Genomic DNA, 18,886 nt, shown 5'->3' on the forward strand with positions numbered 1-18,886 from the left:
TACTCCTTCACAGATGGCGGCGTCGGGTCGAGACGTGCCGTTCGTACAGCTCACGTGCCTTGACCGCCGACGCTCGGGTCGCGGTCTCGGCCACGGGAACATCCCACCAGGCCTGCGCCGGCGGCGCGCCCGACACTGTGTCTGCCGTTTGGGTCTCGACGTAGACACATGTGGGAGTGTCGGCGGCCCGGGCCTCGGCGAGCGCCTCGCGCAGATCGCTCACGGTCTTCGCGCGCAGCACCCGCATGCCGAGGCTCGCCGCGTTGGCGGCCAGGTCGACGGGGAGCGGGGGGCCCGTGAACGTGCCGTCGTCCGCGCGGTGGCGGTAGGCGGTGCCGAACCGCTCGGCTCCCGTCTCCTCCGACAGGCCGCCGATCGACGCGTACCCGTGGTTCTGCACGAGCACCACCTTGATGGCGACGCCCTCCTGCACGGCGGTCACGATCTCCGTCGGCATCATCAGATAGGTGCCGTCGCCGACCAGCGCCCACACGGGCCGGTCCGGGGCGGCCATCTTCACGCCGATCGCGGCCGGTATCTCGTAGCCCATGCAGGAGTAGCCGTACTCCAGGTGGTACTGGTCGCGCGAGCGGGCCCGCCACAGCTTGTGCAGGTCGCCGGGGAGGGAGCCGGCCGCGTTGATGATCACGTCCGTCTCGTCGACGAGCGCGTCCAGCGCGCCCAGAACCTGCGGCTGCGTCGGCCGGACGTCCGGCTCGTCGGCCTCGTAGCAGGCGTCGACGCGGTGCTCCCAGCGGTCCTTGTCCTCGGTGTACTCGATGACGTAGGAGTCGGCGACCCGGTACGCGTGCATGTCCAGGGCCGCGGTCAGCTCCATCAGGCCGCTGCGGGCGTCCGCGATCAGCGGCATGCCGGCGAGCTTGTGGCCGTCGAAGGGCGCGATGTTCAGGTTGAGGAACCTGACGTCCGGTTGGCTGAACAGGGTGCCGGAGGCGGTGGTGAAGTCGGTGTAGCGCGTGCCGACGCCGATCACCAGGTCGGCGGTGCGGGCGAGTTCGTCGGCGGTGGCGGTGCCGGTGTGACCGACGCCGCCGACATCCTGGGGGTGGTCGAAGCGCAGGGAGCCCTTGCCGGCCTGGGTGGAGGCGACCGGGATGCGGGTGGCCTCCGCGAACTCGGCGAGGGCCTCCTCGGCGCGGCTGTGGTGGACGCCGCCGCCCGCGATGACCAGGGGCCTGCGGGCGGACCTGATCGCCCGGACGGCCTCGGCGAGTTCCGTCGGGTCGGCGCCCGGGCGCCGTACGACCCAGGTGCGCTCGGCGAAGAGGCCGTCGGGCCAGTCGTACGCCTCGGCCTGCACGTCCTGCGGGAGCGCGAGCGTCACCGCGCCGGTCTCGACGGGGTCCGTCAGCACCCGCATGGCGTTCAGGGCGGACGGGATCAGGGCTTCCGGGCGGGTGATCCGGTCGAAGTACTTCGACACCGGGCGCAGACAGTCGTTGACCGACACATCGCCCGCGCACGGCACTTCGAGCTGCTGCAGGACCGGGTCGGCGGGGCGGGTGGCGAAGACGTCGCCGGGGAGGAGCAGGACCGGGAGGTGGTTGATGGTGGCCAGGGCGGCACCGGTGACGAGGTTGGTCGCGCCCGGGCCGATGGAGGTGGTGACGGCATGCGTGGACAGCCGGTTGGACTGGCGCGCGTAGCCGACCGCCGCGTGCACCATGGCCTGTTCGTTGCGGCCCTGGTGGTACGGCATCTCGTCGCCGTACTCGACGAGCGCCTGCCCGATCCCGGCCACGTTGCCATGGCCGAAGATGCCCCAGGTCGCGCCGATCAGACGCTGTCGTACGCCGTCGCGCTCGGTGTACTGCGCGGACAGGAAGCGGACGAGCGCCTGTGCGACCGTGAGCCTCGTCGTTGAGGTCATCGGTAACCCTCCGTGTGGTCCGGGCGGACCGTGTGGTCCGGGCGGAAGTGGATCCGCCACTTCCGTACGGCTCCGCCGTCCCGTACGACTCGACGGCGCGGGTCGGGGACCTCCGGCGCGGGGCCGTAGCGGGCGGGGAGTCTTCGCTCGCACTTCGCTCCTGCCAAAGCAAAGCGGCCACCCGCGCCGGAGGCGATCGGTGCGCCGGCGCTCCGCTGGGGGCGCCGACGGGGAACTACGGGTCGTGCGGGTCGTTCATGGCCGTCCACGTCCGCGCGGCCGGGCCACGGGGCTGCGCAGCCTCGGGGCCCTGCGGGGCGGAACGTGCGGCTCGTGGTCATGGGGACCTCACAGCAGTCCTACGGCAGTGTCCACCGCGGCGGCAACGTCCCCGTCCGCCGGGTACAGCAACGAACGGCCGACCACCATGCCCCGTACGGTGGGCAGTTGGAGCGCGCCGCGCCACTTCTCGTACGCCCCCTCCTGGTCCTCGCCGACCTCGCCGCCGAGCAGCACGGCGGGCAGCGTGGACGTCTCCATGACCTCGGCCATGTCGTCGGGGTTGTCGGTGACCGGCACCTTCAGCCAGGTGTACGCCGAGGTGCCGCCGAGGCCCGAGGCGATGGCGATGGACTTGGTGACGGCCTCGGCGGACAGGTCGTTCCTGACCCTGCCCTCGGGGGTGCGGTGGCTGATGAACGGCTCGACGAAGACCGGGAGCCGTCGCGCGGCCATGTCGTCGATGGCGCGGGCGGTGGACTCCAGGGTGGTGAGGGAGCCCGGGTCGTCGTAGTCGATCCGCAGGAGCAGCTTGCCGGCGTCGAAGCCGAGACGCTGGATGTCCTCGGCGCGGTGGCCGGTGAAGCGGTCGTCGAGTTCGAAGCTGGCGCCCTGGAGGCCGCCCCGGTTCATCGAACCCATGACGACCTTGCCGTCGAGGGCGCCGAGGAGGAGCAGGTCGTCCAGGATGTCGGCGGTCGCGAGGACGCCGTCGACGCCGGGGCGGGACAGCGCCAGGCAGAGGCGTTCGAGCAGGTCGGCGCGGTTGGCCATGGCGAACTTGCGGTCACCGACGCCGAGGGCGCCGCGGGCCGGGTGGTCGGCGGCGACGATCATCAGCCGGCCGGAGTCGCCGAGCAGCGGTCTGCGGGTGCGGCGGGCCGCGGCCTCGGCGATCGCCTCGGGGCGCTGGGTGCGCAGGCGGACGAGTTCCGCGATGTCGACGGTCACTTGACGACTCCCGCGGCGATGGCGGCCTCGATCTCGTCCGGCGTCGGCATCGCGGAGGAGCACTCCAGGCGGGAGGCGACGATGGCACCGGCGGCGTTGGCGTGCCGCATGATCTTCTCCAGGTCCCAGCCGGCGAGGAGCCCGTGGCACAGCGAGCCGCCGAAGGCGTCGCCGGCACCGAGACCGTTGAGGACGTCGACGGGGAGGGGCGGGACCTCGGCCGCCTCGCCCTTGCTGTTGACGGCGAGGACACCCTTGGGGCCCTGCTTGACGACCGCGAGCTCCACACCGGCGTCGAGGAGGGCGCGGGCGGCTTCGTGCGGGTCGCGGACACCGGTCGCGACCTCCACCTCGTCGAGGTTGCCGACGGCGACGGTGGTGTGCTTGAGGGCCTCGGTGTAGAAGGGGCGGGCCGACTCCGGCCCGCGGCGGGAGCCGCTGGTGTCACTGCTCCAGAACATGGGGCGCCAGTCGAGGTCGAAGACCGTGGTACCGGACTTGGCTCGGTGGGCGAGGGCCGCGAGCGTCGCCGTACGGCTCGGCTCCTCGCTCAGGCCCGTGCCGGTGATCCAGAAGATGCGGGCGTCGCGGATCGCGTCGAGGTCGAGCTCGTGGGCGTCGATCTCCAGGTCCGGGGCCTTGGGCTGCCGGTAGAAGTACAGCGGGAAGTCGTCGGGCGGGAAGATCTCGCAGAAGGTGACCGGCGTGGGCAGACCAGGGACCGGGGTGACCCAGCGGTCGTCGACGCCGAAGCCCTTCAGGGCCTCGTGGAGGTAGGTGCCGAAGGGGTCGTCGCCGGTGCGGGTGATCACCGCGGTGCGCCGTCCCAGGCGGGCCGCGGCGACCGCGACGTTCGTCGCCGAGCCGCCGAGGAACTTACCGAAGGACGTGACCTGCGGCAGCGGGACGCCGGTCTGCAGCGGGTAGAGGTCCACTCCGATCCGCCCCATGGTGATCAGGTCGTACGCCATCGCGTTCCCTTCGTATCGGCTCTCCCGGCTTTGTAGTCCGCCGCACACAGCCCTGTCAATGTTTTGTCCAGACATTCGGACCAGACCTTGACAGCGGGTTCCCTCGCCCGGAGGCTGACCGGCATGACGTCGTTGTCACCTCAGTCGCCTTCTTCCGGCTCTTCCGCTCTCTCCCGCATCCGCATCGGGTCGGCTCCCGACTCGTGGGGGGTGTGGTTCCCCGACGATCCCCAGCAGGTCCCCTGGCAGCGCTTCCTCGACGAGGTCGCCGAGTCCGGCTACGAGTGGATCGAGCTGGGCCCGTACGGGTATCTGCCGACCGATCCGGCGGTCCTCTCCGAAGAGGTCGCGCGCCGAGGTCTCAAGGTGTCGGCCGGCACCGTGTTCACCGGCCTGCACCACGGCGAGGGCGTCTGGGACAAGACCTGGGCGCATGTCGCGGACAACGCGGTGCTCGCGCAGGCCATGGGTGCGAAGCATCTCGTCGTCATTCCGTCCTTCTGGCGGGACGACAAGACCGGTGAAGTGCTGGAGTCGGACACGCTGACGCCGGAGCAGTGGCGGAATCTGACCTCGCTGACCGAGCGGCTGGGGCAGCGGGTGCGGGAGGAATACGGGCTGCAGATCGTCGTCCATCCGCATGCCGACACGCACATCGACAGTGAGGAGAACGTCGTCCGGTTCCTCGACGGGACGGACGCCGGTCTGGTGTCGCTGTGTCTGGACACCGGGCACTACGCGTACTGCGGTGGGGACAGCGTGAAGCTGATCGAGACGTACGGGTCGCGGATCGGGTACCTGCATCTCAAGCAGGTCGACCCCGAGATCCTTGCGGACGTCCGGGCCAAGGGGACGCCGTTCGGGCCGGCCGTCGCACAGGGCGTGATGTGTGAGCCGCCTTCGGGGGTGCCTGCGTTGGGGCCGGTGCTGGAGGCTGCGGGGAAGCTGGATGTGGATCTGTTCGCGATTGTCGAGCAGGACATGTATCCGTGCGAGCCGGACGCTCCGCTGCCGATCGCTCTGCGGACGCGGGCGTTTCTTCGGAGCTGCGGGGCGTGACGAGCGCCTACTGATCTGCCGGGTTCTGTGATGGGGCGAGTGCGGGTCGTTCGTGGCTTGTCGCGCAGTTCCCCGCGCCCCTGAGGGTGTTGCAGCATGGGGCGATGACTAGTCCCGTTCGTGTTCGGTCGGGGCATGGGCCCTGGGGAGCCTGGGAGGTCGCTCTCGGGCTGCCCCATCCTCGGGTGCGGCCCGGTGTGATCAGTTACCGCGGGGTGCGGCTCGCTCTGGCACGGCCGCGGCGGCGACTTGAGGCGCCGATCGGTGCGGCGACGTTGCTCCTCGGTTTTGACGAACCGGTACGCATCACGCGCGCCGGCCACCCCCCGGACACGCTCGTCTCCGTCTACTGCGGACCCACGACCACCCCGGCCGTCGGCGAGCACAGTGGTCGACTCGCCGGGATCGAGGTGCTGTTGATGCCCTGGGCGGCGTTCACGTTGTTCGGGACGCCGCAGTACGAGCTGGCCAATCGGACCGTCGATCCCGACGAGCTGCCGCACGCCCTGCACACACGCATCGGTGAACTCGCCGCCGCGCTGGCCGCGTTGCCGACCTGGACGGATCGGTTCGGGCTGCTCGACGACGTGTTCGCACGGTGGTCGCAGGCGGGGACGCCGTGTTCGGGCCGGGTGGTGCGGGCCTGGGCGGAACTGGTGCGTACGGGGGGTGCGGTGCCGGTGCCGCGGCTCGCCGACGAGGTGGGGTGGAGCGTACGGCACCTGGAGAACCGGTTCCGGGAGCAGATCGGGCTGGGCCCGAAGGCCGCGGCCCGCGTGCTGCGGCTACAACGGGCGCGTCGGCTGCTCGCGGCGGGGCGCGGGCAGGCGGAGACGGCGGCGGCCTGCGGGTTCTACGACCAGGCGCACCTGAGCGGCGAGTTCAAGGCGATGACGGGGTGCACGCCACGCGAGTTCACGGCGGCACGAGAGGTGCCGGCCGGGACGCCGGCATCGGACCGACTGGCAGGCGAGGCGACGAGTCTTGTCCTCGCATCCGACCGCAGTGCGCATTTTTCCAAGACCCGCGAGCTTGGCTGAATGCAGTCTGTGGCCCTCGGCGAACGAGCCACAGGGAGGCGGGGGAGCTGGTGGGCCGGGCCCGGCGCAGCGGGTCCGGCCCACCGTCTGCTGCGGTGCGCGTACGCGGTCCAGCGGCACAGCGGTTTTGCACCACGTGCGTCACAAACGCCCCCTTCCCGTCACGGATGTCACATGTACGTGGGCCTCGCGTCACGCCCGCGCACGGCCCCTCCCCCTTCCTCACTCCCTGTCGTTGACCGGTCACAGGCTCTGTGATCACCAGCGCAGCGCAACGGTCCCCCCGACGACCGCCCCTGGTCGCCGCCGCTGCGCGCGCGGGGAGGTGCAACCGATGACCGACCGACTGCTCTGGTCCTACAAAGAGATCGCGGCACACATCAAGGTGCAGCCGGACACCGTGCGGTCGTACCGCAAACACGGGCTGCTGCCGCCGCCGGACCATGTGGAGGGCGGCAAGCCCTTCTGGTACCCCGACACCGTCCGGGCCTGGGTGGCGTCCCGTCCCAGTAACCGCGGCCGGAGGGTGGACTGACCTCCCGTCACACCGCCTGTGCCCCACTCTTCGCCGTGGGGCACAGTGACCCCATGAACTTCTCCGTCCAACCCACGCTCACCGGTGAGAAGACCGTGCTCCGGCCGTTCCGTGCAGCCGACGCCGAGGTCATGTGGGAGATCGTCACGGACCCGGAGGTCCTGCACTTCGCCTTCGACCCCGGCACCGAGCTCACCCAGGAGCGGCTGCGGTCCTGGTACGGCTCCCGGTCCGAGCAGTCCGACCGCCTCGACCTCGCCGTCACGGACCGGGCGACCGGCGAGGTGCTCGGCGAAGTCGTCCTGTGCGGATGGGATCCGGCCGCCCGGTGCTGCACGTTCCGCACGCTCATCGGCCCCCGCGGCCGCGGCCGGGGCATCGGCACCGAGGCCGCCCGGCTGATCGTCGGCCACGGCTTCGAGCAACTCGGCCTGCACCGCATCCAGTTGGGCGCCTACGGCTTCAACCACCGGGCCCTGCACGTGTACAAGAAGGTCGGCTTCGTGGTCGAGGGCGTGCGCCGGGATGTCCAGCTGCGCGACGGCGAGTGGGTCGACGAGATCCTCATGGCCATCCTCGACCACGAGTGGGCCGCCCTCAGCTCCACGGCTCGATGACCGTCACCCCCGCCCCCGGCCCCGTCCCCATCGCCGCCAGTGCCGACGGCACCGCGTCCAGCGGGATCGTCGACGTCACCAGCAGATCCGGCCGCAGCACCCCCGCACGCACCAGCTCCAGCATCGGCGGGTAGGTGTGCGCCGCCATGCCGTGGCTGCCCAGGAGTTCCAGTTCGAGGGCGATCGCGCGGGCCATGGGAACGGGGGTGGTGCCGGACGTCGAGGGCAGCAGGCCCACCTGGATGTGGCGGCCCCGGCGGCGCAGCCCGTTGACGGAGGCGGCGCAGGTGGCGGGGGAGCCGAGGGCGTCCAGGGAGAGATGGACGCCGCCGCCGGTCAGCGTGCGGACCGCGGCCGCCGTGTCCGGCACGCTCGACGCGTCCACGCACTCCGCCGCTCCGAACTTCCGCGCCAGGTCCAGGGCCTGCGGTGAGACGTCCACCGCGACGACCCGCGCGCCGGACGCCGCCGCGATCATCACCGCCGACAGGCCGACCCCGCCGCAGCCGTGCACCGCGACCCACTCCCCCGCCGCCACCCGGCCCTGCTGCACGACCGCCCGGAACGCCGTGGCGAACCGGCAGCCGAGCGAGGCCGCCGTCGCGAAGGACATGCCCTCCGGCACGGCGACGAGGTTCACGTCGGCGTGGTCCAGCGCCACGTACTGCGCGAAGGAGCCCCAGTGCGTGAAGCCGGGCTGGGTCTGGCGCTCGCACACCTGCTGGTCGCCCGCCGCACACGCCGCGCAGCTGCCACAGGCGCACACGAAGGGCACCGTGACCCGGTCGCCGGGGCGCCAGCCGGTCACCCGGTCGCCCACCGCCTCGACGACACCGGCGAGTTCATGGCCGGGCACATGCGGCAGCGCGATGTCCGGGTCGTGGCCCTGCCAGCCGTGCCAGTCACTGCGGCACAGCCCCGTTGCCTCGACGCGCACGGTCACTCCGTGGGGGGCGGGGTCCGGGTCGGCCACCTCACGTACCTCGGCCGGTTCCCCGAACCGCTCGAACACCACCGCGCGCATCGCTCACCCTCGCCCTTTGAATGGTTCGGTCGCCTGCGGGGCGCCACATGCCGGTGTCGAGAGGGCGATCGTGCTCGGCGCTTCGCGCCTCCGCGCGTTCGCCCTCTCGACACCGGCGCGCCCCTCCAGCTCCCTCACGGCCGGTGTCGTCGGCACAGCGCAGGTTGGTGGGCCGTGGCCGTTGGCCGTGTCGACGCTGCCGTCCGCGGAGATCATCATGTCCAGCTGAACGCTAGCCGCCCACCCCCACCTTGTCCCGCTCCTCGACCGCGACCGGCGCCGATGTGCCGTCGGACTCGCTCAACCCGAACCGCTCATGGAACCGCCTCAGCGGCCCAGGCGCCCACCAGGTGGCCCGCCCCGTGAGGCGCATGACCGCCGGGACCAGGAGGCTGCGGACGATCATCGCGTCCATCAGTACCGCCAGGGCGATACCGAGGCCGAGCATCTTGGTGTTGGTCACCCGGGAGGTGCCTATCGCGACCATCACCACCGCGAGGATCACGGCGGCCGCGGTGATCAGGCCTCCGGTGCGTTGCAGCCCGTGGCGGACCGCCTGGTCGTGGTCGCCTGTCGCGTCGTACTCCTCCTTGATGCGGGAGAGCAGGAACACGCCGTAGTCCATCGACAGGCCGAAGGCGACGCAGAACATCAGCACCGGGAGGGTCGTCTCGATCGAGCCGGGGCTGGTGAAGCCGAGCAGGCCGGACAGGTGGCCGTCCTGGAAGACCCAGACCACCGCGCCGAACATCGCCGTCAGGCTCAGTGCGTTGAGCACGACCGCCTGGATCGGTATGAGCACGCTGCCCGTCAGCAGGAACACCAGCAGCAGGGTGACGATCGCGATGAAGGCGGCCGCCAGGGGCAGGCGTTCGGCTATCGCGTCCTTGGAGTCGACCAGGACGGCCGCCGCGCCGGTCACCTCGGTGTCGAACGGCGCCTGGGTGGCGCGCAGTTCGCCGACCAGGCGCTGGGCCGGGTCGTCCACGGCCTCGCCCTTGGGCAGCACCGTGAAGTACGCCGCGTCGCCCTTCACCAGTGGTCCGTCGACCCGGAGCACCTCGGGGAGCGCGGCGATCCGCTCCTTGTAGTCGGCGTACTGCGCCTGCGTGGCCCGTCCCTCGGCGAACACTTCCAGGCCGCCGCCGGGGCTGCCCGGGAAGCCGTCGCGGATGTGCTGCTGCACGACATGGGACTCGGCGCTCGACGGCAGCTGGCGGTCGTCGGCGGTGCCGAACTTCACGCCCAGGAAAGGCAGTCCGAGCAGGACCAAAACGGCGGTGGTGCCCAGGGCGAAGAACGGGGCGCGGCGCATGACGAGGTTCGCCGTGCGGGTCCAGGCCCTGCCCTGGGTGGCCACCGTGCCGTCGGTGGTGCCCGTGCCGTCGGTGGCCTCCGCTGCCTCCTCGGACGGCTTCGGGCGCCCGCGCCGCAGCAGGCGGCGCAGGTCCAGGGAGTTGACCCGGTGGCCGAGCAGCACCAGTGCCGCCGGGAGCAGGATCAGCGCGGCCGCCGCGGCCAGCAGCACCACGGCGATCCCGGCGTAGGCGAAGGAGCGCAGGAAGTACTGCGGGAAGAGCAGCATCGCCGCGAGGGACACGGCGACCGTCAGGGCGGAGAAGAGGACGGTGCGGCCGGCCGTGCGCAAAGTCGTACCGACCGCGGCCAAGGGGTCGGCGCCGGTGGTGAGTTCCTCGCGGAAGCGGCGGACGATGAACAGGGCGTAGTCGATGGCGAGGCCGAGGCCGAGGGCCGTGGTGAGGTTCATCGCGAAGACCGACACGTCGGTGAACTCGGTCAGGCCGCGCAGCACCGCGTTCGTGCCGAGGATGGCGACGATGCCGATGCCGAGGGGCAGCAGGGCGGCGACCGCGCTGCCGAAGACCATCACCAGCAGCACCAGGGTCACCGGCAGGGCGATCACCTCGGCGCGGGTGAGGTCCTCCTGGATGACGGTCTGCATCTCGTGCCGCACGGCGACCGGGCCGCCGATGCCGACGTCCACCGGGCCGTGCGTGCCCCGGAACGCGGGCGCGAGGCGGTCCAGGGTCTCGCCCATCTCCTTCTCGTCGCCGGTGATGCGGGCGGCGATCAGTGCCTCGTGGCCGTCCTTCGCGCGAAGGCCGGGGGCCGTGGAAGGGTCGGCCTGCCAGTAGGAGCTGACGCCCGTGACGCCCTGCTCGCCGGCCAGGCGTGCGGTGATGCGGCGCGCCTCCGCGGCGACCGCCGGGTCGTCCACCGAGGCACGGCCCGAGTCGACCAGCAGCAGCAGGTTGGGCTGGGAGTCCGGGAACTCGCGCTCCAGTGCCTTGGTCGCGTACGTGGATTCGGCGTCGGGGTCCTCCCAGCCGCCGGCTCCCAGCCGGTCCGCGACCCCGCTGCCCGCCAGCACGGCGAGGACGGTCAGCACCAGGGCCGCGAGCAGCGACAGCCTGGGACGGGCGGTGACGAAACGGGTCCAGCCGCCGACATCGGGTGGGCTGTTGACTTCGGTCATGGTGCGGTGTCCCCTTCACCGTGGAAACCGTAAGCTGGCAAACACGAGACGTCGCTCGCGTTTTTCTAGAATGCGAGCGACCACTCGCGTTTGTCAATCATGTTCGGAGAGCTGGGGATAACGCGTGCCCGACAACCAGGAGAAGGAACAGCCGCGCCGCCGCCAGGCCCGCGGCGAGCGCCGTATCGCCCAGCTGCTTCAGGCCGCGGCCACCGTCTTCACCACCACCGGCTACACGGCCGCCAGCACCAACGCCATCGCCCGCGAGGCGGGCGTCTCACCGGGCACGCTGTACCAGTTCTTCCCGAACAAGGAAGCGATCGCGATCGAGCTGGGCGACCGGCTCATGCACGAGATGCGTGAGACGTACGGCGAGGCGCTCGCGCCGGTCGACCCCGCGACTCCCCTGGAGGAGGCGGTCGGCTCGGCCGTCGACCGGTTCATCGCCTTCAACTGCGAGCACCCGGTGTTCTTCGCCCTGATGCACGGCCCCGACATCCCCGGCCGCATCACCGAGGAGCACGACGCCCTGCACGCGACCCTGCTCGCCCGGATCGGGGGGCTGCTCTCCTCGCTCCTGCCGGACACCCCGCCGGCCGACCTCACCCGGATCGCACACATGTGCCTGGGTCTGTACAAGGCGGGGCTGGAGCTGATCCTGGCCCACGAGGGCGCCGAGCGTGAGGCCTACATCCGGGAACTGAAGAACGCCCTGGTCCGCTACCTCGACCCCCTCGTGGGCGACCGGCTCGGACACCCGGGCTCACCCTGAAGCGAGAGGCCGCCCCGCCGTGCACTCGTCCGGCCACCGCGGACCCCTCTTTGGGAAATACCCCGCAGGGGTATAGCGTGGGATAAGGGAGGCCCCGTGGACCCCCTCGGCCCCACATGCCCCGACGAGGAGAACGACATGAGCGCCCAGACCGACACCCCGGGTTCCGTCACCGCCGTCTACAAGGTGAGCGGCATGAGCTGCGGGCACTGCGAGGGTGCCGTATCCGGCGAGATCTCCGAACTCCCCGGCGTCAGCTCGGTGAAGGCCGTCGCCTCGACCGGCGAGGTCACCGTCGTCTCCGTGGCCCCGCTGGACGAAGAGGCGGTGCGCGCGGCCGTCGACGAGGCGGGCTTCGAGCTGGTCGCCAAGATCTGAGCCTGCCATGCCCCGCACCACCGACCAACCGCCGATAACCGGAGCGGCCGACACGCCCGGCGGGCCCGCCGGCACCCCCGGCGCGACCGCCCACGCCTCCGGCACGCCCGCCGGCACCTCCTCGGTCGAGCTGCTCATCGGCGGCATGACCTGCGCCTCCTGCGCCGCCCGCGTCGAGAAGAAGCTCAACCGGATGGACGGCGTCACCGCCACGGTGAACTACGCGACGGAGAAGGCGAAGGTCAGTTATCCCGCGGGCATCCAGGTCGCCGACCTGATCGCCACGGTGCAGAAGACGGGGTACACGGCCGAGGAACCGACGCCTCCGCAGCCCGCCCCGCACGAGCCGCGAGAGCCGCAGGAGACTCCGGAAGATCCCGAACTGGCCTCCTACCGCCACCGGTTCATCGTCTCCGCCCTGCTCGCCGTACCCGTCGTCCTGCTGTCGATGATCCCGGCGCTGCAGTTCGACAACTGGCAGTGGCTCGCCCTCACCCTCGCCTCGCCGGTCGTCGTCTGGGGCGGGCTGCCCTTCCACCGGGCCGCGTTCACCAACGCCCGGCACGGCGCGGCGACCATGGACACGCTGGTCTCCCTGGGCACGCTGGCGGCCTACGCGTGGTCCCTGTGGGCGCTGTTCTTCGGGGACGCCGGCATGACCGGCATGCGCGACGACTTCGAGTTCACCGTCGCGCGCGTGGACGGCGCCTCGCAGATCTACCTCGAAGTGGCCTCCGGGGTCGTCACCTTCATCCTCCTCGGCCGCTATCTGGAGGCTCGTGCCAAGCGACGCGCGGGAGCCGCACTGCGCGCCCTGATGGAGCTCGGCGCGAAGGACGTGTCCGTGCTGCGGGACGGGCGCGAGATGCGGATTCCCATCGACCGGCTGAGCGTCGGCGACCGGTTCGTCGTCCGGCCCGGCGAGAAGATCGCCACCGACGGCACCGTCGTCGAGGGCACCTCCGCGGTGGACGCCTCCATGCTGACCGGTGAGTCGGTGCCGGTGGACGTGACGGTCGGCGATGTGGTCACCGGTGCGACGGTCAACGCGGGCGGGCGGCTCGTCGTCGAGGCGACCCGGGTCGGCGCCGACACCCGGCTCGCGCGGATGGCGCAGCTGGTGGAGGAGGCGCAGAACGGCAAGGCCGAGGTGCAGCGGCTCGCCGACCGCATCTCCGCGGTCTTCGTACCCGCGGTCATCGTCCTCGCGGTCGCCACCTTCGGGGCCTGGCTCGGCACCACCGACGACACCGTCGCCGCGTTCACCGCGGCCGTCGCAGTACTGATCATCGCCTGCCCGTGCGCCCTGGGCCTTGCCACGCCCACGGCCCTGATGGTCGGCACGGGACGCGGGGCACAGCTCGGCATCCTCATCAAGGGTCCCGAGGTGCTGGAGTCCACGCGCCGGGTCGACACCGTCGTCCTGGACAAGACCGGCACGGTCACCACCGGCCGCATGACCCTGCAGCAGGTGTACGCCGCGGAAGGCACCACCGAGGAGCAGGTGCTGCGGCTCGCGGGCGCCGTCGAGCACGCATCGGAGCATCCCGTCGCCCGGGCGATCGCCGCGGGCGCGCAGGAGCGGCTCGGCCGGCTGCCGGAGGTCACACAGTTCGAGAACGTGCCCGGGCGCGGCGTACGCGGGCGCGTGGAGGGCCATGAGGTGGCCGTGGGGCGCCTTTTCGAGGCGCTGCCCACCGAGCTCGCCCGCGCCGGGGAAGAGGCCGAGAGGGGCGGTCGTACGGCCGTCGTGGTCGGCTGGGACGGAGCGGCTCGCGGTGTCGTCGCCGTCGCGGACGCGGTGAAGGAGACCAGCGCCGAGGCGGTGCGCGAGCTGCGGGCGCTGGGGCTCACTCCGGTGCTGCTGACCGGGGACAACCGGGCGGTCGCCGAGGCGGTGGCGCAGGCGGTCGGCGTCGATCAGGTGATCGCGGAGGTCCTGCCCGAGGACAAGGTCGAGGCGGTACGGCGGCTGCAGCGCGAGGGGCGGTCCGTAGCCATGGTCGGCGACGGCGTCAACGACGCGGCCGCGCTCGCCACCGCCGATCTGGGTCTCGCCATGGGGACGGGAACGGACGCGGCGATCGAGGCGGGCGATCTGACGCTGGTGCGCGGGGATCTGCGGGTGGCGGCCGACGCGATCCGGCTCTCCCGCAGGACGCTGGGCACGATCAAGGGAAACCTCGTCTGGGCCTTCGGGTACAACGTCGCCGCGTTGCCGCTGGCCGCGGCGGGGTTGCTGAACCCGATGATCGCGGGGGCGGCGATGGCGTTCTCGTCGGTGTTCGTGGTGACGAACAGCCTGCGACTACGGACGTTCCGGTGAATTCCCAGTAAGAACCCCACTGGGCCCCTCTGGAGTCCGACGCCCGGCTCACATAAGCTCTTCACAAGACTCGCGCATCGTCCTTACGCTTGGGTCTCGATCGCCATATCGGGGCTCTTGCGCATCTAACGGACATATGCAAGAGACGCAGATCACAGTGATGTGAACGTAACCATCGAAGGGGTTCGAAGGTCTAAGTTGACGATGTCAGGCAGCGTCTTGGGGGGCGCTTACTGGCATCTGGGGATGTCTTGGGGGACTTCCTCAGAGTTGCGTTGCCGGGGCACGTGCGTAGGGAAGCTTTGAGCGGCCCTCCCGAGCGTGCGCTGTCCCGGCAGATCGCACAGAGAACCGCATAGATGAGTACGTCGAGTTTTGCTCGTTCTGCTCAACGCAGTACCGAAAGACAGCGATTCAGGCGCTGCTCTCTCAGACGCCCGGCCGGATCCCGTGGGGGGAATCCGCACCGGGACATGGGAAGGCGCCCTGGACGTCGGCCCGTGGGGGGACCGGCGCCAGGGCGCCTTTCGCTTCGCGGATGGAACCGGGGGGCTCGTGGGACTCCAGGTCCTCTCCCGGCTACCGGCCGGTGGGGGCTGGTCGCGCCCGCGCGGCGGAGCCGCATATCGATACGGCCCCGCGCCCCTCAGGTCGGAACAGTCGCCCCGAACCTAGCAGCCCCCAACCGACTGGTGTCAGCGCTCTTCCACCGGCACGAAGTCGCGCTCCACCACACCCGTGTAGATCTGGCGCGGGCGGCCGATGCGCGAACCCGGCTCCTTGATCATCTCGTGCCACTGGGCGATCCAGCCCGGCAGGCGGCCGAGGGCGAAGAGGACCGTGAACATCTCGGTCGGGAAGCCCATGGCGCGGTAGATCAGGCCGGTGTAGAAGTCGACGTTCGGGTAGAGGCTGCGCGAGACGAAGTAGTCGTCGGAGAGCGCGTGCTCCTCCAGCTTCAGGGCGATGTCCAGCAGCTCGTCGGACTTGCCGAGGGCCGAGAGGACGTCGTGCGCGGCGGCCTTGATGATCTTGGCGCGCGGGTCGAAGTTCTTGTAGACCCGGTGGCCGAAGCCCATCAGACGGACGCCGTCCTCCTTGTTCTTCACCTTGCGGATGAAGGAGTCGACGTCGCCGCCGGCGTCGCGGATGCCCTCCAGCATCTCCAGCACGGACTGGTTGGCACCGCCGTGCAGCGGGCCCCACAGCGCGTTGATGCCGGCCGAGATCGACGCGAACATGTTGGCCTGGGACGAGCCGACCAGGCGGACCGTCGACGTCGAACAGTTCTGCTCGTGGTCCGCGTGCAGGATCAGCAGCTTGTCCAGGGCGGAGACGACGATCGGGTCGAGCTCGTACTCCTGCGCCGGCACCGAGAAGGTCATACGCAGGAAGTTCTCGACGTAACCGAGGTCGTTGCGCGGGTAGACGAACGGGTGGCCGATCGACTTCTTGTACGCGTACGCCGCGATCGTCGGGAGCTTGGCGAGCAGACGGATCGTGGAGAGGTTGCGCTGCGTCTCGTCGAACGGGTTGTGGCTGTCCTGGTAGAAGGTGGACAGCGCCGAGACGACCGACGACAGCATGGCCATCGGGTGGGCGTCACGCGGGAAGCCCTTGTAGAAGTTCTTGACGTCCTCGTGCAGCAGGGTGTGCTGCGTGATGTCGTTCTTGAACGTCGAGAGCTCGTCGACGGTCGGCAGCTCGCCGTTGATCAGCAGGTAGGCGACCTCCAGGAAGGTGGAGCGCTCGGCCAGCTGCTCGATCGGGTAGCCGCGGTACCGGAGGATGCCCGCCTCGCCGTCGAGGTAGGTGACGGCGGATTTATAGGCGGCGGTGTTGCCGTACCCGCTGTCCAGCGTCACCAGACCGGTCTGGGCGCGGAGTTTGCCGATGTCGAAGCCCTTGTCGCCGACGGTGCTGTCAATCACCGGGTAGGTGTACTCGCCGTCGCCGTACCGCAGTACTACAGAGTTGTCGCTCACGTCTTCCCTCACCGACGTTGTGCCTCATCTTCGAGGTTGCCCTGACTGTCTCTACCCTCCCCCATTCGGCTCAGGAGAGTGCACTCGGGGTCGACCATTGGGCCTATTGGCGGCACTCAGTGCCGCCAACCTGTCATCCTGCCCGCTGTTTTCCCCATCTGGAAGTGCTCTGTGACCTTCACGACTCGTTTGATCGATCATTTTTTTCGATGTCTCACGAATCGCCAGGTCAGGAGAGTGACCCGGCAGCGGGCCGGAAGCAGTTCAGAAGCCCGCGAGCCGGAAGTCGAGCGCCGTGCAGCGCCGCCCCGCCGACACCGTGCGCACGGCCTGGCCGATCGCCTTGCGCGATCCCACGAGGACGACCAGTTGCTTGGCGCGGGTCACGGCCGTGTACAGCAGGTTCCGCTGGAGCATCATCCATGCTCCGGTGGTGACGGGGATCACCACGGCGGGATATTCACTTCCCTGTGAGCGGTGAATGGTCACCGCGTACGCATGCGCCAGTTCGTCCAGTTCGTCGAATTCGTACGGGACCTCCTCGTCCTCGTCCGTCAGCACCGTGAGGCGCTGGTCGACCGGGTCGAGCGAGGTGACCACGCCCACGGTGCCGTTGAAGACACCGTTCTTCCCCTTCTCGTAATTGTTGCGAATCTGGGTGACCTTGTCGCCGACTCGGAAGACCCGGCCGCCGAACCGCTTCTCCGGAAGATCGGGGCGTCCGGGGGTGACGGCCTGCTGGAGCAGGCCGTTCAGCGTGCCCGCGCCGGCCGGGCCGCGGTGCATGGGGGCGAGGACCTGGACGTCCCGGCGCGGGTCGAGCCCGAACTTGGCCGGAATGCGACGGGCCGCCACATCCACCGTGAGCCGTCCGGCCGCCTCCGTGTCGTCCTCGACGAAGAGGAAGAAGTCCTTCATGCCGTCGGTGACGGGGTGCTGCCCGGCGTTGATCCGGTGGGCGTTCGTCACCACGCCGGACTGCTGGGCCTGCCGGAACACGCGTGTGAGGCGCACGGCGGGGAGGGGGCTGCCGTCGGCGAGCAGGTCCCTGAGGACCTCTCCCGCGCCGACGCTGGGCAGCTGGTCGACGTCTCCCACGAAGAGCAGATGGGCGCCCGGCGGTACGGCCTTGACCAGCTTGTTGGCGAGCAGCAGGTCCAGCATGGAGGCCTCGTCGACCACCACCAGGTCGGCCTGCAGGGGGCGGTCCTTGTCGTACGCCGCGTCGCCGCCGGGCTTGAGCTCCAGCAGCCGGTGGACGGTGGAGGCCTCGGCTCCGGTGAGCTCGGCGAGGCGCTTGGCGGCGCGGCCGGTGGGGGCGGCCAGCACGACCCTGGCCTTCTTGGCGCGGGCCAGCTCCACGATCGAGCGCACGGTGAAGGACTTGCCGCAGCCGGGGCCGCCGGTCAGGACCGCGACCTTCTGCGTCAGGGCCAGCTTGACGGCGGCCTCCTGCTCGGGGGCCAGGTCCGCGCCCGTGCGCCCCTTCAGCCAGCCCAGCGCCTTGTCCCAGGCCACGTCCCGGAAGCCCGGCATCCGGTCCTCGTCCGTGCGCAGCAGGCGCAACAGCTGGGCGGAGAGGGAGAGTTCGGCGCGGTGGAAGGGGACGAGGTAGACGGCGGTGACGGGATCCTCGGAGCCGCCGCCGGGGCCGGGGACCTTCTCCCGTACGACACCGGGGTCGCCGCCGTCCTCCGGGACCCGGGCCAGCTCCGCCAGGCACTCGATGACGAGCCCGGTGTCGACCTGGAGGAGCTTCACCGCGTCCGCGATCAGCTTCTCCTCGGGGAGGTAGCAGTTGCCCTGGTCGGTGGCCTGCGACAGCGCGTACTGCAGGCCCGCCTTGACGCGCTCCGGGCTGTCGTGCGGGATGCCGACGGACTGGGCGATCTTGTCGGCGGTGAGGAAGCCGATGCCCCAGACGTCGGCCGCCAGCCGGTACGGCTGGTTCTTCACGACGGAGATCGAGGCGTCGCCGTACTTCTTGTAGATGCGCACGGCGATGGAGGTGGACACCTCTACCGTCTGGAGGAAGAGCATGACCTCCTTGATCGCCTTCTGCTCCTCCCAGGCGTCGGCGATCTTCTTGGTGCGCTTGGGACCGAGGCCGGGGACCTCGATGAGCCGCTTGGGCTCCTCCTCGATGATCTTCAGGGTGTCGAGGCCGAAGTGCTGGGTGATGCGGTCGGCGAAGACCGGGCCGATGCCCTTGACCAGGCCCGAGCCGAGATAGCGGCGGATGCCCTGGACGGTGGCCGGCAGGACGGTCGTGTAGTTCTCGACGGTGAACTGCTTGCCGTACTGCGGGTGGGAGCCCCAGCGCCCCTCCATCCGCAGCGACTCGCCGACCTGGGCGCCGAGCAGCGCGCCGACGACCGTGAGGAGGTCTCCGCCGCCCCGGCCGGTGTCGACGCGGGCGACCGTGTAGCCGTTCTCCTCGTTGGCGTACGTGATCCGCTCGAGCACGCCTTCCAGCGTGGCCAGTCGCCGCTCGCCCGCCTGGGAGACCCCCGCCTGATTGGACATGATCCGACGGTACCGCCCGGCACCGACAGCCGGGC

At 70.6% G+C, this 18,886-nt stretch carries 14 protein-coding genes and 1 pseudogene; 7 read left to right on the forward strand and 8 right to left on the reverse strand.

Annotated features, from left to right (window positions below; all coding sequences use genetic code 11):
• Positions 1 to 7: 7 nt before the first annotated feature.
• From iolD to iolC, 4 genes and pseudogenes are all read right to left on the reverse strand, one after another.
• Positions 8 to 1,891 (reverse strand): 3D-(3,5/4)-trihydroxycyclohexane-1,2-dione acylhydrolase (decyclizing), encoded by a 1,884-nt coding sequence (gene iolD, locus ACIBU0_RS39550; RefSeq protein ID WP_398828492.1) that lies wholly within the window; start codon positions 1,889 to 1,891, stop codon positions 8 to 10.
• Positions 1,892 to 1,995: 104 nt separating this feature from the next.
• Positions 1,996 to 2,106 (reverse strand): annotated as a pseudogene (locus ACIBU0_RS39555) (5-deoxy-glucuronate isomerase); the annotation flags it as partial.
• 133 nt (positions 2,107 to 2,239) lie between these two features.
• The gene (locus ACIBU0_RS39560; RefSeq protein WP_398828494.1) at positions 2,240 to 3,121 is read right to left on the reverse strand and encodes a deoxyribose-phosphate aldolase; all 882 of its coding nucleotides are present in this window, start codon (positions 3,119 to 3,121) and stop codon (positions 2,240 to 2,242) included.
• A complete protein-coding gene (gene iolC / locus ACIBU0_RS39565; RefSeq protein ID WP_398828497.1) occupies positions 3,118 to 4,092 on the reverse strand; it encodes a 5-dehydro-2-deoxygluconokinase in 975 nt (324 codons plus the stop codon). The genes ACIBU0_RS39560 and iolC overlap by 4 nt, the downstream gene beginning before the upstream one ends.
• 123 nt (positions 4,093 to 4,215) lie before the next feature.
• Here iolC and ACIBU0_RS39570 point away from each other — a divergent pair, with 123 nt between their 5' ends.
• The 4 genes from ACIBU0_RS39570 to ACIBU0_RS39585 all read left to right on the forward strand — a co-directional run bounded on the left by ACIBU0_RS39570 (position 4,216) and on the right by ACIBU0_RS39585 (position 7,343).
• Positions 4,216 to 5,151, forward strand: coding sequence for a sugar phosphate isomerase/epimerase family protein (locus ACIBU0_RS39570; protein ID WP_398828499.1), 936 nt, complete (start codon positions 4,216 to 4,218; stop codon positions 5,149 to 5,151).
• A 227-nt stretch (positions 5,152 to 5,378) separates the two neighbouring features.
• Positions 5,379 to 6,191, forward strand: coding sequence for a helix-turn-helix domain-containing protein (locus ACIBU0_RS39575; RefSeq protein ID WP_398828710.1), 813 nt, complete (start codon positions 5,379 to 5,381; stop codon positions 6,189 to 6,191).
• Between the two features lie 334 nt (positions 6,192 to 6,525).
• Positions 6,526 to 6,726 (forward strand): helix-turn-helix transcriptional regulator, encoded by a 201-nt coding sequence (locus ACIBU0_RS39580; RefSeq protein WP_398828501.1) that lies wholly within the window; start codon positions 6,526 to 6,528, stop codon positions 6,724 to 6,726.
• A 53-nt stretch (positions 6,727 to 6,779) separates the two neighbouring features.
• Positions 6,780 to 7,343: a GNAT family N-acetyltransferase gene (locus ACIBU0_RS39585; protein WP_398828503.1), complete on the forward strand. Its 564-nt coding sequence runs from the start codon at positions 6,780 to 6,782 to the stop codon at positions 7,341 to 7,343.
• Here the strand turns inward: ACIBU0_RS39585 and ACIBU0_RS39590 are convergent.
• The gene (locus ACIBU0_RS39590) at positions 7,324 to 8,367 is read right to left on the reverse strand and encodes a zinc-dependent alcohol dehydrogenase family protein (RefSeq protein WP_398828505.1); all 1,044 of its coding nucleotides are present in this window, start codon (positions 8,365 to 8,367) and stop codon (positions 7,324 to 7,326) included. The two genes, ACIBU0_RS39585 and ACIBU0_RS39590, sit on opposite strands and share 20 nt — an antisense overlap.
• 232 nt (positions 8,368 to 8,599) lie before the next feature.
• On the reverse strand, positions 8,600 to 10,864 hold the full coding sequence (locus tag ACIBU0_RS39595; RefSeq protein ID WP_398828507.1) for an MMPL family transporter: 2,265 nt from the start codon (positions 10,862 to 10,864) through the stop codon (positions 8,600 to 8,602).
• Between the two features lie 124 nt (positions 10,865 to 10,988).
• Here ACIBU0_RS39595 and ACIBU0_RS39600 point away from each other — a divergent pair, with 124 nt between their 5' ends.
• From ACIBU0_RS39600 to ACIBU0_RS39610, 3 genes are all read left to right on the forward strand, one after another.
• On the forward strand, positions 10,989 to 11,636 hold the full coding sequence (locus ACIBU0_RS39600; RefSeq protein WP_398828509.1) for a TetR family transcriptional regulator: 648 nt from the start codon (positions 10,989 to 10,991) through the stop codon (positions 11,634 to 11,636).
• A 138-nt stretch (positions 11,637 to 11,774) separates the two neighbouring features.
• Positions 11,775 to 12,014 carry a heavy-metal-associated domain-containing protein gene (locus ACIBU0_RS39605; protein ID WP_398828511.1) on the forward strand — a complete coding sequence of 80 codons (240 nt, stop codon included), beginning with the start codon at positions 11,775 to 11,777 and terminating at the stop codon, positions 12,012 to 12,014.
• 7 nt (positions 12,015 to 12,021) lie between these two features.
• A complete protein-coding gene (locus ACIBU0_RS39610) occupies positions 12,022 to 14,340 on the forward strand; it encodes a heavy metal translocating P-type ATPase (protein ID WP_398828513.1) in 2,319 nt (772 codons plus the stop codon).
• A gap of 695 nt (positions 14,341 to 15,035) precedes the next feature.
• Here the strand turns inward: ACIBU0_RS39610 and ACIBU0_RS39615 are convergent.
• Together ACIBU0_RS39615 and ACIBU0_RS39620 are read right to left on the reverse strand one after the other, a co-directional pair.
• Positions 15,036 to 16,325 carry a citrate synthase gene (locus ACIBU0_RS39615; RefSeq protein WP_398828516.1) on the reverse strand — a complete coding sequence of 430 codons (1,290 nt, stop codon included), beginning with the start codon at positions 16,323 to 16,325 and terminating at the stop codon, positions 15,036 to 15,038.
• A 264-nt stretch (positions 16,326 to 16,589) separates the two neighbouring features.
• On the reverse strand, positions 16,590 to 18,851 hold the full coding sequence (locus ACIBU0_RS39620; RefSeq protein ID WP_398828518.1) for an ATP-dependent RecD-like DNA helicase: 2,262 nt from the start codon (positions 18,849 to 18,851) through the stop codon (positions 16,590 to 16,592).
• Positions 18,852 to 18,886: the final 35 nt, after the last annotated feature.

The organism is Streptomyces sp. NPDC049627 (assembly GCF_044465645.1).
In the GTDB taxonomy this organism is placed as follows: domain Bacteria; phylum Actinomycetota; class Actinomycetes; order Streptomycetales; family Streptomycetaceae; genus Streptomyces.

Bases quoted from the DNA above. Each gene is read 5' to 3' on its own strand.
- iolD (WP_398828492.1), bottom strand. From the start codon at position 1,891: ATGACCTCAACGACGAGGCTCACGGTCGCACAGGCGCTCGTCCGCTTC.
- iolC (WP_398828497.1), bottom strand. From the start codon at position 4,092: ATGGCGTACGACCTGATCACCATGGGGCGGATCGGAGTGGACCTCTAC.
- ACIBU0_RS39570 (WP_398828499.1), top strand. From the start codon at position 4,216: ATGACGTCGTTGTCACCTCAGTCGCCTTCTTCCGGCTCTTCCGCTCTC.
- ACIBU0_RS39580 (WP_398828501.1), top strand. From the start codon at position 6,526: ATGACCGACCGACTGCTCTGGTCCTACAAAGAGATCGCGGCACACATC.
- ACIBU0_RS39585 (WP_398828503.1), top strand. From the start codon at position 6,780: ATGAACTTCTCCGTCCAACCCACGCTCACCGGTGAGAAGACCGTGCTC.
- ACIBU0_RS39590 (WP_398828505.1), bottom strand. From the start codon at position 8,367: ATGCGCGCGGTGGTGTTCGAGCGGTTCGGGGAACCGGCCGAGGTACGT.
- ACIBU0_RS39595 (WP_398828507.1), bottom strand. From the start codon at position 10,864: ATGACCGAAGTCAACAGCCCACCCGATGTCGGCGGCTGGACCCGTTTC.
- ACIBU0_RS39605 (WP_398828511.1), top strand. From the start codon at position 11,775: ATGAGCGCCCAGACCGACACCCCGGGTTCCGTCACCGCCGTCTACAAG.
- ACIBU0_RS39610 (WP_398828513.1), top strand. From the start codon at position 12,022: ATGCCCCGCACCACCGACCAACCGCCGATAACCGGAGCGGCCGACACG.
- ACIBU0_RS39620 (WP_398828518.1), bottom strand. From the start codon at position 18,851: ATGTCCAATCAGGCGGGGGTCTCCCAGGCGGGCGAGCGGCGACTGGCC.